Source organism: Streptomyces sp. NWU339 (assembly GCF_003143855.1).
Lineage (GTDB): Bacteria > Actinomycetota > Actinomycetes > Streptomycetales > Streptomycetaceae > Streptomyces.
The window spans coordinates 206,477-219,723 of sequence record NZ_QFRK01000009.1; the positions used below are offsets into that span (position 1 = coordinate 206,477).

Annotated in this window: 14 protein-coding genes; 6 read left to right on the forward strand and 8 right to left on the reverse strand. The window is 72.2% G+C overall.

Annotated elements, in window-relative coordinates:
- Window positions 1-111 precede the first annotated feature (111 nt).
- The 3 genes from DIZ27_RS13570 to DIZ27_RS13580 all read left to right on the forward strand — a co-directional run bounded on the left by DIZ27_RS13570 (window position 112) and on the right by DIZ27_RS13580 (window position 3,438).
- Window positions 112-1,671 carry a phospholipid carrier-dependent glycosyltransferase gene (locus DIZ27_RS13570; protein ID WP_258308362.1) on the forward strand — a complete coding sequence of 520 codons (1,560 nt, stop codon included), beginning with the start codon at window positions 112-114 and terminating at the stop codon, window positions 1,669-1,671.
- A 142-nt stretch (window positions 1,672-1,813) separates the two neighbouring features.
- The gene (locus DIZ27_RS13575) at window positions 1,814-2,731 is read left to right on the forward strand and encodes a MurR/RpiR family transcriptional regulator (protein WP_181383511.1); all 918 of its coding nucleotides are present in this window, start codon (window positions 1,814-1,816) and stop codon (window positions 2,729-2,731) included.
- 329 nt (window positions 2,732-3,060) lie between these two features.
- Window positions 3,061-3,438, forward strand: coding sequence for a hypothetical protein (locus tag DIZ27_RS13580; RefSeq protein ID WP_181383512.1), 378 nt, complete (start codon window positions 3,061-3,063; stop codon window positions 3,436-3,438).
- Window positions 3,439-3,471: 33 nt separating this feature from the next.
- Here DIZ27_RS13580 and DIZ27_RS13585 read toward each other — a convergent pair whose 3' ends face one another.
- Window positions 3,472-4,206 (reverse strand): peptidoglycan-binding protein, encoded by a 735-nt coding sequence (locus DIZ27_RS13585; protein WP_109378634.1) that lies wholly within the window; start codon window positions 4,204-4,206, stop codon window positions 3,472-3,474.
- A gap of 73 nt (window positions 4,207-4,279) precedes the next feature.
- Window positions 4,280-5,131 carry a hypothetical protein gene (locus DIZ27_RS13590; RefSeq protein ID WP_109378635.1) on the reverse strand — a complete coding sequence of 284 codons (852 nt, stop codon included), beginning with the start codon at window positions 5,129-5,131 and terminating at the stop codon, window positions 4,280-4,282.
- A gap of 235 nt (window positions 5,132-5,366) precedes the next feature.
- Here DIZ27_RS13590 and DIZ27_RS13595 point away from each other — a divergent pair, with 235 nt between their 5' ends.
- Window positions 5,367-5,789 (forward strand): Zn-ribbon domain-containing OB-fold protein, encoded by a 423-nt coding sequence (locus DIZ27_RS13595; protein WP_109378636.1) that lies wholly within the window; start codon window positions 5,367-5,369, stop codon window positions 5,787-5,789.
- 28 nt (window positions 5,790-5,817) lie between these two features.
- Here DIZ27_RS13595 and DIZ27_RS13600 read toward each other — a convergent pair whose 3' ends face one another.
- Window positions 5,818-6,204 carry a PPOX class F420-dependent oxidoreductase gene (locus DIZ27_RS13600; protein WP_109378637.1) on the reverse strand — a complete coding sequence of 129 codons (387 nt, stop codon included), beginning with the start codon at window positions 6,202-6,204 and terminating at the stop codon, window positions 5,818-5,820.
- A 203-nt stretch (window positions 6,205-6,407) separates the two neighbouring features.
- Here DIZ27_RS13600 and DIZ27_RS13605 point away from each other — a divergent pair, with 203 nt between their 5' ends.
- The gene (locus tag DIZ27_RS13605; protein ID WP_109378638.1) at window positions 6,408-7,763 is read left to right on the forward strand and encodes a S1 family peptidase; all 1,356 of its coding nucleotides are present in this window, start codon (window positions 6,408-6,410) and stop codon (window positions 7,761-7,763) included.
- 52 nt (window positions 7,764-7,815) lie between these two features.
- Here DIZ27_RS13605 and DIZ27_RS13610 read toward each other — a convergent pair whose 3' ends face one another.
- The gene (locus tag DIZ27_RS13610) at window positions 7,816-8,001 is read right to left on the reverse strand and encodes a hypothetical protein (protein ID WP_109378756.1); all 186 of its coding nucleotides are present in this window, start codon (window positions 7,999-8,001) and stop codon (window positions 7,816-7,818) included.
- A gap of 323 nt (window positions 8,002-8,324) precedes the next feature.
- Here DIZ27_RS13610 and DIZ27_RS13615 point away from each other — a divergent pair, with 323 nt between their 5' ends.
- On the forward strand, window positions 8,325-9,527 hold the full coding sequence (locus DIZ27_RS13615; RefSeq protein WP_109378757.1) for a Gfo/Idh/MocA family protein: 1,203 nt from the start codon (window positions 8,325-8,327) through the stop codon (window positions 9,525-9,527).
- Between the two features lie 52 nt (window positions 9,528-9,579).
- Here the strand turns inward: DIZ27_RS13615 and DIZ27_RS13620 are convergent, their stop codons facing one another.
- From DIZ27_RS13620 to DIZ27_RS13635, 4 genes are all read right to left on the reverse strand, one after another.
- A complete protein-coding gene (locus tag DIZ27_RS13620) occupies window positions 9,580-10,377 on the reverse strand; it encodes an SDR family NAD(P)-dependent oxidoreductase (protein WP_109378639.1) in 798 nt (265 codons plus the stop codon).
- 47 nt (window positions 10,378-10,424) lie between these two features.
- The gene (locus tag DIZ27_RS13625; protein ID WP_109378640.1) at window positions 10,425-11,351 is read right to left on the reverse strand and encodes an SDR family oxidoreductase; all 927 of its coding nucleotides are present in this window, start codon (window positions 11,349-11,351) and stop codon (window positions 10,425-10,427) included.
- Between the two features lie 129 nt (window positions 11,352-11,480).
- Window positions 11,481-12,110 carry an MBL fold metallo-hydrolase gene (locus tag DIZ27_RS13630; protein ID WP_109378641.1) on the reverse strand — a complete coding sequence of 210 codons (630 nt, stop codon included), beginning with the start codon at window positions 12,108-12,110 and terminating at the stop codon, window positions 11,481-11,483.
- Window positions 12,110-13,198, reverse strand: a complete 1,089-nt coding sequence (locus DIZ27_RS13635; RefSeq protein WP_109378642.1) for an S-(hydroxymethyl)mycothiol dehydrogenase — start codon at window positions 13,196-13,198, stop codon at window positions 12,110-12,112. The genes DIZ27_RS13630 and DIZ27_RS13635 overlap by 1 nt, the downstream gene beginning before the upstream one ends.
- Window positions 13,199-13,247: the final 49 nt, after the last annotated feature.

The window sequence follows — 13,247 nt, forward strand, 5'->3', positions numbered from 1 at the left end:
CGCGGGCAGCAGCGGGCGTTGCCCGGCGGGGGTGAGCGGGGCTCCGTGCCCGCGGTGGCGGCCGTGGTCCGCCCGGCCGGCCCGGGGCGGCGGTGGCTGGTGGCCGTGGCGATGGTGCTGCTCGGGCAGATGGCCGTCGTGATGGTGACCGCCGCCGTGCGGCAGACTCCGACGATCGACGAGCCGGTGTACGTGGGCACCGCCGCCGTGTATCTGGAGGAGCACAGCCTGCGGTACAACCCCGAGCATCCACCGCTCGGGAAGCTGGTGGTCGCCGCCGGGGTCGCGGTCGCGGATCCGCACCTCGATCCCGGCTTCCGCGGCAGCCAGGGCGAGTTGGGGCGGCATCTGCTGTACGAGTCGGGCAACGATCCCTGGCGGCTGATGCTGTGGGCCCGCCTTCCGGTGATCGCGCTGACGCTGCTGTTCGGGCTCGTGGTGTTCGCCTTCGCCCGCGAACTCACCGGTGACGCGGGCGCTGTGGTCGCGCTCGCGCTGTACTGCCTCTCCCCCGACGTGATCGCCCACGGTTCGCTGGCGACGCTCGACGTACCGGCCGCCGGGTTCGTCCTGACCTCGGTGTGGCTGCTGTGGCGGGCCCGGCTGCGGCCCCGGCTCCACCTGCCGCTCGCCGGTGCGGCGGCGGGGGCGGCGCTGGCGACGAAGATGAGCACGCTGCCCGTGATCCCGGTGCTGCTCGCACTCGCCGCGGTGTCGGTCCGGTGCGCGTCCGGGGGCACGCCGGGGCGCAGGCTGTTGCGGGCGCTCGCCGGGGCGTCCGTCGTCGGGCTGGTCGCGGTCGCCGTCGTCTGGGCCACGTATCTGGCCGTCGATCCGCGACTGCGCTGGGCTCCGCAGCAGGTGCCCGTGGTGCACGGACTGCGGGGTCTGGCCGTGGAGTTGATGCCGTTCCCCGAGCCCTACCGGGACGGCATGCGCATCCAGTTCGCCCTCGAGAACCGCCCCTGGGAGGGCTTTCTGTTCGGCCGGCTCTACACCGGCTCCCTCTGGTACTACCTGCCGGCCGCGCTGCTGGTGAAAACGCCGCTCGGCGCGCTCGCGCTGTGGACCGCCGGAACTGTCGTGGTGGTGGCGGTGCGGGGGTTGCGGCCCGCGGCGCCTTACCTGACGGCGGCCCCGGCGGTGCTGCTGACCGCCGCCATGTACGGCAGCCGGGACTTCGGCACGCGGTACGCCCTGTTCCTGCCGATGTTCCTCGCGGTGGCGGCGGGGTGCGTGCTCGTCCTGCGGTGGCGGTGGGCGCCGGTGGTCACCGCGGTGCTGGTGGCGTTCGTCGCGGCCGGCTCGCTGCGGGCGTATCCGTACTGTCTGCCGTACTCCAACGAGGCCTTCGGCGGCCCGGCGAAGACCCGGCTGCGGCTGCACGACTCCAATGTGGACTGGGGCCAGGACCTCGGCCGGCTCGCCGACCGGCTGCGCGAGCGGTACCGGGGCGAGCGGATCTGGCTGGTGTACAAGGGCAGCGGGGTGCCGTCTTACTACGGCATCCGCGCCGCCGATCCGCTGCGGGTGCCACCGGGCCGGGTGCACGGGGTGCTGGCCGTGTCGGACTCGGCGGCGGCCAAGGCGACCGGCAGGTTGGCCGAGTTGATCGACAGCAGCCGCCCGGTCGACGACGTCGGCCACTCCATCACCCTCTACCGGCGGTGACGCGGGCCCGTGCGCACATCGGCCACCCGGCAGCCCTCGGCATCGCTCGGTACCGCTCGGTATCGCTCGGTATCGCTCAAGCCTGGTCGCCACCGTGCGTGAGCTAAATTGAACATTCGTGGGAGACGAAGGAGGCGCCCCGGTGCCATCGCCGCAGCAGGCACGCGCCCAGGCATCCGCGATCACCTCGGGGAAGGCGGGCCGGAACACGGAGGTGTCCCCGACGTCCCAACTCCGCACGCTGTTCGACCGGCCCCGGCTGTCCCCGGGGCAGCGGCGCATCGCCCAGTACCTGATCGAGCACATCACCGAGGCGGCGTTCCTGTCGATCACGGACCTCGCCGAGCGGGTCGGGGTGAGCCAGCCCTCGGTGACCCGGTTCGCGTCGGTCGTCGGGTTCAGCGGGTACCCCGCGCTGCGGGAGAAGCTCCAGGCGATCGCCCTCGGCACGCTCCCCGGCGGACCGGCGGAGGAGTACCGGGGCAACGAGTTGCAGGCGGCGGTGGACGTCGAGATCGAGAACCTGGAGAACCTGCGGCGGGACCTCGCCGACGCCGACCGGGTCATCGAGATCGGCCGCACGCTGTCGGCGTCCACTCCCCTGACCGTGCTCGGGCTGCGCATCTCCGTCTCGCTGGCCGAGTACTTCGCCTACGCCGCCCGCCGTATCCACCCGGACGTCCGGGTGGTGACCCGGGGCGGCAGCGTCGCCTACGACGCGCTCCTGCAGTCACGGGAGGCAGGCGGCACCTGGGTGCTGGCGTTCTCCATGCCCCGGCACGCCCAGGAGACCCTGACGGCGATGCGGGTCGCCCGGGACGCCGGGCTGAAGGTCGCGCTGATCACCGATCTGGCGCTGGGTCCCCTCGCCGACGAAGCCGACGTCACCTTCGCCACCGGCACCGGGTCGCGCCTGGTGTTCGACTCCTACGCCGCTCCGGGCGTGGTGTGCGCGGCGCTGCTCCAGGCCATGACGGACGCGGACCCGGAGCGGACCCAGGCCCGGCTCGAGGAGTACGAACAGGTCGCCGACCAGCACCAGTTCTTCCTCAGGGACTGAGCGGCGGCCGGTCACCGACCCCTCACCGCGGGCCACGGACGGACGCGGCCGACAAGCGCGCCTTCCCTTCGAAGCACGCATGAATGTTTTCATACGCCTTGCAAAGCAGATGGCATATATAAATACTGCTCCCGGGTCGCGACGCGTCCACTCCGGACCGCGATCCGCGCCCCGAACGCCCGTGGTCGCCGGGCCCTACCCGCTCCGACGGCCAGGGGGTCCGGCCGGGCAGCCCCTGCCCGGCCGCCCCGTGGCGGCCCCGGCCTTCCCCTGGCCCGGGGCCGCCCCGCCCCGTCGTGCACCCCTACGACGCCGCACACCCGGAAGCGATGATCATGACCGTGACGTCCACGCGCCTCAGCAGTCCGGACTGGCCCTGCCAGGTCAAGACACCCGGCAGCTACGACTGGGAACGCTCGGCGGCCAAGTGGCTGCGCGAGCTGGTGCCGGCACGCTACGCGAGCTATCCCGCGTTCATCCGGCACCCCGTCCTGCTGGCCCGGCACGCCCAGATCCAGGTCGAGCACGAGATCCGGGTGGCACGCACCGCCCTGCAGACCGCACGGGCCGACCTGCCCCGGCTGGGCCTGCACGAGGGGGTCATCGAGCACACGATCAAGCTGTACGCGGCCGAGGTCATGCAGTTGCAGCACATCGCGCGCAGCGTGCGCGCGGTCACCCGGGCCCTGCTGGAATCGGGCCGCTGACCACGACGGAACGTGCGGGGCCGGCGTCCTGCGTCACCCCGTGCGGGACTCCAGCGCGAGGCGGGTGTCGTCTCCGTAGACGCCGGTCTCGTCGCCCTGGATGCCGTACCAGAGCTGGAAACGGGCGACGGCCGCCGTCAGGGTGGCGTCGTAGCGGCCGCTGGTGGCACCGTCGCGGTAGACGTCCGGGATGCGCAGGAGCCGTTCCTGGAGTTCGGTCACCTCGGGCCCGACATCGCCCTCGCTGAGGAATCCGGGTCCCGTCGGGGCCGGTTCGGGCGGCGTGGCGGGCGCGCTCACCGGAGGGCTCGCGGAGGGGCGGGCGCCGGAAGCGGCACGGTCGCCGGCGTCGTGGCCCAGAGGGTCCAGAACACCGAGAACACCTAGAACGCCGAGAACGCCGAGAAACAGGACAGCGCCGCCGAACCCGAGCACCGCCGCCGCGGCCACAGCGGCACGCCGCGCCGCCGGCCCGGGGCCGGGGCTCCGTGCAGGGCCGCGCACCGGGCCGGACGCGGGTGCCGGCGGTCGACCGGTCGGCTCGGGGGCGACCGGCGGGAGTTCCTGTGTCTCGTCCTCCGCACCGGCCGGCGGCCGGGGCAGGGTGACGGACTCGTAGTCTCCCCCGTCACCCAGCCTCTCCCGTTTCTCCCGTTCGAACTCCCGGAACATCTCCGCGAGCGCGTCCGTGCGGCGGAGGCGCAGGACGCGGACGGGTTCCAGGGGCGGGCCGTCGTGCGACTGCCCTGGGCCGGACTGCGTCGGCATGCCGCTCTCCTTCCGTTCCGCACGAGGGCGGAGCCGCCCACGGGGAGGGATACGGGAGGCAAGCGGCGGAGGTTCAGCCCGCGGCGCGCAGAAAGCGGTGCAGGGAGGCCGTCACGGCGGACACGAACGCCTCCCGGGACGCCTCGTCCAGGGCGTCGAGGGACAGGTACGGGTTGAGGTCCTCCAGCTCGACCAGCAGCAGTTCACCGTCCGGGGCGCGGCATGCGTCGACCCGCTGGATGCCGTGGTCGAGGGCGTTCCATTCGACGAACCGCCGGGCGAACTCCAGGTCGCCGGGGCCGGCCCGGTACGGCTCCAACTGCCAGCGCCGGTCGGTGCGCGGGGCGTACAGGGCGTACTGGAAGTCGTGGTCGACGAAGTAGAAGGAGACCTCGTAGGCGAAGTCGATGTGCGGCTGCACCAGGACACTGCCGTCGACCAGGTCGCCCACGGCGTCCCGGCCGACGATGCGCAGCCCCATGGAGTCGGCGCCGAGCCGGGGTTTGACCACGTACCGGTCCGCCGCGGGCAGCCGGTCGAGGTCCTCCGTCCGGTCGACGGTGGGGATCACCGGGCGGCCTGCGGCGCTCAGTTCGAGCAGGTACCGCTTGCCGGCCATGTCGCCCCGGCCGGTGAGCGGGTTGTAGACCGGCGTGCCGGTCGCCGTGGCCCGTTCGCGGAAGGCCCGGTAGGCGTCCTGGTACGACAGCACGGGACCGCTGTTGCGGACCACGACGGCGTCGAAGCCGTCCAGCAGCGCGACGGCGTCCCGCGGGTGACACAGCGCCAGGTCGAAGTCCTCGCGCAGCCGGGAGGTGAGGAAGACGTCCTCGTCCCCGTAGCGGCGCCCACGGGCCGGGTAGGCCAGGTCGGTGACGTACAGGAGACGGGGGCGGGATCGAAGGTGGGGACGCGCGGGTGCCATGCGGGGCTCCTCGGGGACGACGGCGCCCTGATCATATGAACGGCACCCGCTCCTCGGTACGGCGCCGGGGCACACAGGGCACGTCCACATGCAGAGATTGTGGTACCGAGTGCCTTTACGGGTGGCACTGAGTGCCATACGCTGTGGCCGTGCGCGGTGCTGCGACAGACCGGCACGAGCGTGCCGGGCGACCGCGCACGCGGGATTTCCGGCCGAGTGCAGGGAGTTGACCAGCGTGTATCACCACTCAGGAAACGTGGCTCAGCAGGCAGCCGGCTCCGCGACGGATCTGCTCGAACCCCAGAGCGGTACCTCCGCCTCCATCGAGGCCATGACCTTCCAGCGGTGCACCTGGTGCGGCACCGCCGTGTACCAACGGCTGCTCTGCCCCGTCTGCCAGGGCAGCGACCTGCGCACGGAGCGCAGCACGGGCGTCGGAATGGTCCGCCACTCCACGGTGGTGCACCGCAACACGCCGGCGGCCCGGAACGTGTCCCTGATCGAGATGGCCGAGGGCTTCGTCGTGCGCGGCCGGGTCATGGGCCCGCCCATCGGCATCCACGGCGGCGACCGGGTACGGCTGTCCACGGCCAAGGACCCCGTACGGGGCGAACCGGTCTTCCAGTTGGTCGACGAGCCCTACCGGGCCTGGACCTGACGCCCCACCGGGCACCGTTCGGAACCGCTCAGGCAGTCGGGGTGATGCGGATTCCGACGGTGCCGTCCCGGCCCCGGCGCAGGCGGCTGCCGAGCAGCGTCAGCCGCCCCGTCAGACCGTACTTGCGGGCGATCAGCTCGCGATAGCGGGCGGTGGTGGCCCGATCGCAGATCTCCGCGGTGGCCGGGAGCTGGTCGCCGGTCGGGTTGCCCCGTATGTCGCAGGGGCCGACCAGGACGTCGGCGCGGGCGCGGACGCGCTTCACCTTCCAGGAGTCGGCGACGGTCCAGACCCCGAGCGCCTCCCCGTCCCGCACCACCCATACCGGGGTGGCCACCGGCGTTCCGTTGCGCCGGTAGCTGGTGACCAACAGGTACTTTCCCGCTCCGAGCCGCTCCCACGACGTGTCGCCCATACCCGGCAGTCTAGAACCTGCCCACGCCCTCCCGCCCGCCCAGGGCCTGTCCGGCGGCATACGCCCGGCCGACGCGGCCGCATATTTTCGGATCACCTCGGCGGTGAACACGGCGGGGCCCGCGCGCGTATGGAGAGAGGGCGCTCGACTCAGGGGAGGCCCCGCGGTGTTCGCACCGCGCTGTTCTGGTTCGGGAGTCATGCATGAGGCACGCACGACGACGGGTCGTCCGGCGAGTGACACGGCTGGCAGCCGTCGGCGGACTCCTCCTCGGAGGAACGATGGTGACCCGTGCCGTCGCGAGTGAGCCACCGGAGCCGGACACGGTTCCCTACGCCGCCGAGGAGGCCACCGGCCCCGGCTCCGAACTCGTCTCCCGGCTCGGCGCCTCCCGCACCGCGGGCAGCTGGCTCGACGCCGAGGGGCGGACGGTCGTCGCGGTCACCGACGAGAAGGCGGCGGCCGAGGTACGGAAGGCCGGCGCCGACCCCAAGATGGTGCGCCACAGCATGCGCGACCTGAAGTCGGCCACGCGGACTCTGCGTTCGGCACCGCGCGTACCCGGAACGGCCTGGTCCATGGACTACCGGTCCAACGAGGTGGTGGTCCGCGGCGACAGCACGGTGTCCGCGGACGACTGGTCCGAGCTGACCCGGGTCGCGGAGGGGGTGGGCGGATTCGTCCGCATGGAGCGCACCGGGGGCACCTTCACCACCCGGCTCAACGGGGCGGTGCCCATCCTGTCGACCGCCGGGCGCTGTTCCGCGGGCTTCAACGTGACCGACGGCAAACGTGACTTCATCCTCACGGCGGGACACTGCGGACCCGACGGTTCCGTCTGGTTCGCCGACGACCAGGGCAGACAGAAGGTCGGGACCACGGTCGGCGGCAGCTTCCCCGGCGACGACTACTCCCTGATCGAGTACGACGGCGGCCGGGCGGGCGAGGGCGCGGGCGTGGTGGCGATCGGTGACGGACGGGGCGTACGGATCACGGGGGTGGGAGATCCCGAGGTCGGCCAGCGGATCTTCCGCAGCGGCAGCACCAGCGGGCTGCGCGACGGGGAGGTGACCGCGCTCAACGCGACGGTGAACTACCCGGAGGGCACGGTCAGCGGGCTCATCGAGACCAATGTGTGCGCCGAGCCCGGTGACAGCGGCGGCCCGATGTTCTCCGAGGGCATCGCGCTCGGTGTGACCTCGGGCGGCAGCGGCGACTGTCGGCAGGCGGGCGGTACGACGTTCTTCCAGCCGGTCACGAAGGCGTTGTCACAGCTCAAGGTGGATCTCATCGTGGCCCCGAAGGCCGGCGACGACTCGGACACGGTGGCTCCGCCGGCGACGCAGGGCGCGGTGGCGCCGGACGCCGCGTCACCGGGCTCGTCGGCGACGGAGGGCGCCGCCTCGACCGTGCTGTCCCGCCTGGCCGACCCGCGTGCGGTCGGCCCCGGCACGCTGGTCATCGGGGGCAGTCTGGCGGCGCTGGTGGCAACCCGCTGGATCCGCACGGAACAGGACCGCAAGGCGTACCGGCGCTACTACTCGGCGACGTGGGGCTAGGGCCCGTCCGGGGGAAGGAGCGTGGGCGAGGAGCAGCGGGCCCGTGCGGCGCTCAGGCCGCCTCGGCCCGCCGCGGAAGGGCCGAGGCCCACTCCTGGACGAGCCGCTGGTACTCCGCGCGCTGCTCGCCGCTCAGTGTCCCGCCCGACCGGAGCCACAGGGCCCGAATCTCCTCGTTGACCTCGGCAGCCGATCGCTCGGAGGAGGGTTCAAGAGTGGTGGACATGCTGTGAAGCATACGACCCCCGGATGTGAAAGCCGCGTGAGTAACGACGAGCAGGCCCGGCACATCGGACATGACGGACAGTGTTGCTGATCACGTCCATCTGCCGTGCAACCTGGGGGAGTTCACATCCCGGACAGCCGCCCGCCCTTCGCGGCCCACCCCGCCCCACTTCTTCCGGCGACTTGCGTGAACGGGTCGGCGTCGGACAAGTGCCCACAAGAAGAGGGCCGTTACGGCATCGTGTTCTCCGGCACTCCGCACGGCACCGCGGTCTCGATCACCACTCACGCGTCGCGGATCGACCTCATTCACTCCCAGTGAAGGGCACGCTCGCCATGACGTTCTCGCTCGGTATCGTCGGCGCCGGCCAGTTCTCGGGCCGGTTCGCCGCCCTGTTCCAGGCGCACCCCGGCGTCGGCGACATCCACGTCACCGACCTGCTGCCCGAACGGGCCCAGCGGCTCGTCACCGCGCAGGGCCTCGCCGGCACCTTCCCGTCGTACGAGGCCATGCTGGAGTCCCCGCGGATCGACGCGGTCGCGATCTTCACCCAGCGCTGGACCCACGGGCCCCTGGTGCTCCAGGGCCTGAACGCGGGCAAGCACGTGTACTCCGCGGTCCCCATGGCGATCCGTACGGAGGAGATCGCGGCGATCATCGACGCGGTCGAGACGACCGGGCTGACGTACATGATGGGCGAGACCAGCCAGTACCACCCGGCCACGGTCCACGCCCGCGACCGGATCGCCGCCGGTGCCTTCGGGCGGCTGTTCTACGCCGAGGGCGACTACGTCCACGACATGGACCTGGGCTTCTACGAGGCGTACCGGTACAGCGGCGGCGACAACTGGAAGGCCACCGCCAGCTATCCCCCGATGCTGTACCCGACGCACGCGGTGGGCGGGGTGCTGGGGGCCTGGCGGACGCACGCGGTCGGGGTCTGCGCGATCGGGGTCAGGGACGACCGCGGGGACGGCGTCTTCGAGAGGGAGATCAGCCAGTTCGACAACGACTTCTCCAACGCCACCGCCCTGTTCGAGGTGGCGGGCGGCGGCGCGTTCCGCACCAACGAGTTCCGGCGGGTCGGCTATCCCTCGCACATCAGGGAATCGCGGTTCCGGTTCTTCGGCACGGAGGCGAGCATGGAGCAGCTCGCCACGGTCGCGCTGTGGCAGGACAAGAGCGGGGTCCAGGACATCACCGGGCTGCTGGAGCCCAAGCCGGCGCTGTCCCCCGACGATCCCTCCCTCGAGCACATCGCGCCGGAACTGCGCGCCGCCTTCACCTCCGGTTCGGCGGCGGTGCACGACCGCGCCCGGCTCCCGCGCGCGTTCGACCACCTGGCCAACGGCCACGAGGGCAGCCACCACTTCCTCGCGGACGACTTCGTGACCGCGGTGAACACCCGCACCCTGCCGCCGGTGAACGCCTGGGTCGCCGCCCGCTACACGCTGCCCGGCATCATCGCCCACCAGTCCGCACTGCAGGGCGGCGCCAGGCTGGAGATCCCGGACTTCGGCGACGCCCCGCCCCTCTGACCTCCCGGACCTTCGGCCCGTGAGCCGGGCCCCGCCGCACCGGGTGCCCGGCTCAGCTCTCCGGCCCCGCCAGCGCCTGACGGAATCCCGAGTTGACCGCCGTGACACCGCCGTCGACCACCAGGGTGGTGCCGGTGATCCACGACGCGTCGCGGGAGGCGAGGAAGGCCACGGCGGCCGCGATGTCCTCCGGTTCGCCCACCCGGCCCAGTGGGTAGAGCCCGCGCACCGCCGCGAGGGACTCGTCCCGGCCCGCCCACGCCCTGGTGCGCACCGTGCCCGGAGCGACGAGGTTGACCCGGACGCCCCGGGGCCCGGCGTGACCGGCGAGGGTACGGGTGAGGGACGCCAGACCCGCCTTGGCCGCACTGTAACCGTGGTTGCCGAAGTCCTGGACGCCGTTGACGGAACCGATGGTGACGACGGCGCCCCGGCCGGAGGCGGCGAGATGCGGGAGCGCGGCACGGCAGCAGCGGTACGCGCCGGTGAGGGTGATGTCGAGGTCGCGGGCCCAGACCTCGTCCGGCTCGTCCTCGAAGAGAGGGGCGTCCGGTGTGCAGTGGGCGGCGTTGTTGACCAGGACGTCGAGCGAGCCGAAGGCGTCCACCGCATGCGCGACGGCTGCCTCGACCGACTCGCGCTCCGCCACGTCGCAGGTGACGCCCTCGGCCGCCAGGCCTCGCTCGCACAGCGCCGACGCGGTGCGCCCGGCCTCGGCGCCGTCCACGTCGGCGACCAGGACACGCGCCCCCTCCTGTGCGAACCGCAGGGCGGTCGCCGCCCCGATGCCACGGGCCGCGCCCGTGATCAGAATGCCGTATCCCGCGAAGCGCCCTGTGTCCGTCGTCATGCGGGAACGCTACTGCGCCGGACGATCACCCTGGTAGGGGCGGGACGTCAGCGGTAGCCGGTGGTGTCCGCGGGTTTGCCCTGGTCCTGGACCTCGACCAGGTAACGCCAGGCGTCCGGGCGGCTGCCGTCGAGGTCGGTGAAGCCGTACTCCCGGGCGAGGCCGCCGCTGGAGAGGGAGGTGCCGTTGAAGCGGGACACCCGCGGGTCGGCGGCGAGGGCGGTGACGGCCCGGCCCACGTAGCGCGGGGTCTCCGAGATGGCGAAGTGGGGGACGCGGGTCAGGGCGTCTTGCCAGTTGTCCTCCCGTACGCCGAACTCGTCGAGCATGATCTCGGAGCGGAGCCAGCCCGGGGTGAGCGCGACCGCGGTGGCGCCGCGCGGACCGAGTTCGTGGCCGAGGGCGAAGGCCATGCGCAGGACGGACGTCTTGGCGAGGTCGTAGAAGAAGGAGACGCGGTAGGTGTCGCGGTTGTAGTCCGCGGTGCCGTCGGTGACCTCGACGACCAGCCCACCGGGGTGGCTCAGCAGCAGCGGCAGGGCGTGGTGACTGGTGACGGCGTGGGTCTCCACCGCGAGCCGGAGCAGGCGCAGCCCCTTGTCGAGGTCGTGCTCCCAGACGGGGGTGTCCCACGCGAAGAGGTGCTCGCCGCCCCAGATGTCGTTGACGAGGACGTCGAGGCGGCCCTGCTCGTCGGCGATGCGGTCGACGAGGGCCTTGACCCGGTCGGGGTCCAGGTGGTCGGTGGGGACGGCGATGCCCCGGCCGCCGGCCTCGGTGACCAGGTCGGCGGTGTCCTCGATGGTCTCGGGGCGGCCGTACTCGGAGCGCCGCTCGCGGGTGCTGCGTCCGGTGACGTAGACGGTGGCACCCGCCGCGCCCAGTTCGACGGCGATGCCCCGTCCGGCTCCCCGGGTCGCCCCGGCGACCAACGCCACCTTGTCCTTCAACGATGCTGCCCACTGCCCCGGCATGTCCGGCCTCCCGTCATCAGCGATCTGCTGTCGCTACGAGAGTGACGGGTAAGCCGGACATCCTCTGTCGCCTTTTCCGGTTTCCCGGTTTCCCGGCGAGTCTTCCGCGAGGCGCCGGCGCCGGGGGCGTCAGTGGCCGCGGGCGATCCACTCCTCGAGGTGCGGCGCCTCCGCGCCGATGGTGGTCGAGTCGCCGTGACCGGTGCGGACCTCGGTCTCCGGCGGGAGCGTCAGCAGTCGGTCGCGGATCGAGTCGATGATCGTCGGGAAGTGGGAGAACGAACGGCCGGTGGCACCGGGGCCGCCCTGGAAGAGGGTGTCTCCGGTGAACACGGTGGCCAGGCCGGGGTCGTACAGGCAGACCGCGCCCGGCGCGTGCCCGGGGGTGTGCAGCACCGTGAGGTCGGCACCGGCCGCCTCGATCACCTGGCCGTCGACCAGCCAGGCGTCGGGGTCGCGGTCGGGGTGGGTCTGCTTCCACAGCGGCAGGTCGTCGTGGTGCAGCCAGATCTTGGCCCCGGTGCGCTCGGCGAGGGCGGGAGCGGCGTCGATGTGGTCGTTGTGCGCGTGGGTGCACACGATCGCCTTCAACCGGCGGTCGCCCACCGCCTCGGCGATGGCGTCGGCGTCGTGCGCGGCGTCGATGACGATCACCTCGTGGTCGTCGCCGACGATCCACACGTTGTTGTCGACGTCCCAGGTTCCGCCGTCGAGGCTGAACTGGCCCGAGGTGACGAGGTGTTCGATGCGGGCGGCCATCAGAGCACCACCACCGAGCGCAGGACGTCGCCCTTGTGCATCCGCTCGAAGGCCTTCTCCACCTCGTCGAGCTGGATGGTCTCGGTGACGAACGCGCCGAGGTCCAGGCGGCCCTGCTGATGCAGGTCGATGAGCATCGGGAAGTCCCGCGAGGGCAGGCAGTCGCCGTACCAGGACGACTTCAGGGAGCCGCCGCGGCCGAACACGTCGAGCAGGGGCAGTTCGAGCTTCATCTCCGGGGTGGGCACGCCGACGAGGACGACCGTGCCGGCCAGGTCGCGGGCGTAGAAGGCCTGCTGGTACGTCTCGGGGCGGCCGACGGCCTCGATGACCACGTCGGCACCGAAGCCGCCGGTGAGTCCGCGGATCGCCTCGACGGGGTCGGACGTACGGGAGTTGACGGTGTGGGTGGCGCCCATGGAGCGGGCGGTCTCCAGCTTGCGGTCGTCGATGTCGACGGCGATGATCTTCGCCGCTCCGGCGAGCCGGGCCCCGGCGATGGCCGCGTCGCCGACGCCGCCGCAGCCGATGACGGCGACGCTGTCGCCGCGGCCGACGTTGCCGGTGTTGATCGCGGCGCCGATGCCGGCCATCACGCCGCAGCCCAGCAGGCCGGCGACCTCCGGGGCGACCTCGGGGTCGACCTTGGTGCACTGTCCGGCGGCGACGAGGGTCTTCTCGGCGAAGGCTCCGATGCCCAGGGCCGGGGAGAGTTCCTGGCCCGTCGAGGCGAGGGTCATCTTCTGCTTGGCGTTGTGCGTGTCGAAGCAGTACCAGGGGCGTCCGCGCAGACAGGCGCGGCACTTGCCGCACACCGCACGCCAGTTGAGGACGACGAAGTCACCGGGTGCGACGTCGGTGACGTCGTCGCCCACCGCCTCCACCACACCCGCGGCCTCGTGGCCGAGCAGGAAGGGGAAGTCGTCGCTGATGCCGCCCTGCTTGTAGTGGAGGTCGGTGTGGCACACACCGCAGGCCTGGATGCGGACGACCGCCTCGCCCGGCCCCGGGTCGGGTACGACGATCGTCTCGATGCGTACCGGCTCGTCCTTGCCCGGTGCGATCACGCCGCGCACTTCCTGCGCCATGATGCTGGCTCCTTCATCTTCCGGTGTAGGTACTTGAGACCCTACGCGA

Bases quoted from the DNA above. Each gene is read 5' to 3' on its own strand.
- DIZ27_RS13570 (WP_258308362.1), top strand. From the start codon at position 112: ATGGTGCTGCTCGGGCAGATGGCCGTCGTGATGGTGACCGCCGCCGTG.
- DIZ27_RS13580 (WP_181383512.1), top strand. From the start codon at position 3,061: ATGATCATGACCGTGACGTCCACGCGCCTCAGCAGTCCGGACTGGCCC.
- DIZ27_RS13585 (WP_109378634.1), bottom strand. From the start codon at position 4,206: ATGCCGACGCAGTCCGGCCCAGGGCAGTCGCACGACGGCCCGCCCCTG.
- DIZ27_RS13590 (WP_109378635.1), bottom strand. From the start codon at position 5,131: ATGGCACCCGCGCGTCCCCACCTTCGATCCCGCCCCCGTCTCCTGTAC.
- DIZ27_RS13600 (WP_109378637.1), bottom strand. From the start codon at position 6,204: ATGGGCGACACGTCGTGGGAGCGGCTCGGAGCGGGAAAGTACCTGTTG.
- DIZ27_RS13605 (WP_109378638.1), top strand. From the start codon at position 6,408: ATGAGGCACGCACGACGACGGGTCGTCCGGCGAGTGACACGGCTGGCA.
- DIZ27_RS13610 (WP_109378756.1), bottom strand. From the start codon at position 8,001: ATGCTTCACAGCATGTCCACCACTCTTGAACCCTCCTCCGAGCGATCG.
- DIZ27_RS13615 (WP_109378757.1), top strand. From the start codon at position 8,325: ATGACGTTCTCGCTCGGTATCGTCGGCGCCGGCCAGTTCTCGGGCCGG.
- DIZ27_RS13620 (WP_109378639.1), bottom strand. From the start codon at position 10,377: ATGACGACGGACACAGGGCGCTTCGCGGGATACGGCATTCTGATCACG.
- DIZ27_RS13625 (WP_109378640.1), bottom strand. From the start codon at position 11,351: ATGCCGGGGCAGTGGGCAGCATCGTTGAAGGACAAGGTGGCGTTGGTC.
- DIZ27_RS13630 (WP_109378641.1), bottom strand. From the start codon at position 12,110: ATGGCCGCCCGCATCGAACACCTCGTCACCTCGGGCCAGTTCAGCCTC.
- DIZ27_RS13635 (WP_109378642.1), bottom strand. From the start codon at position 13,198: ATGGCGCAGGAAGTGCGCGGCGTGATCGCACCGGGCAAGGACGAGCCG.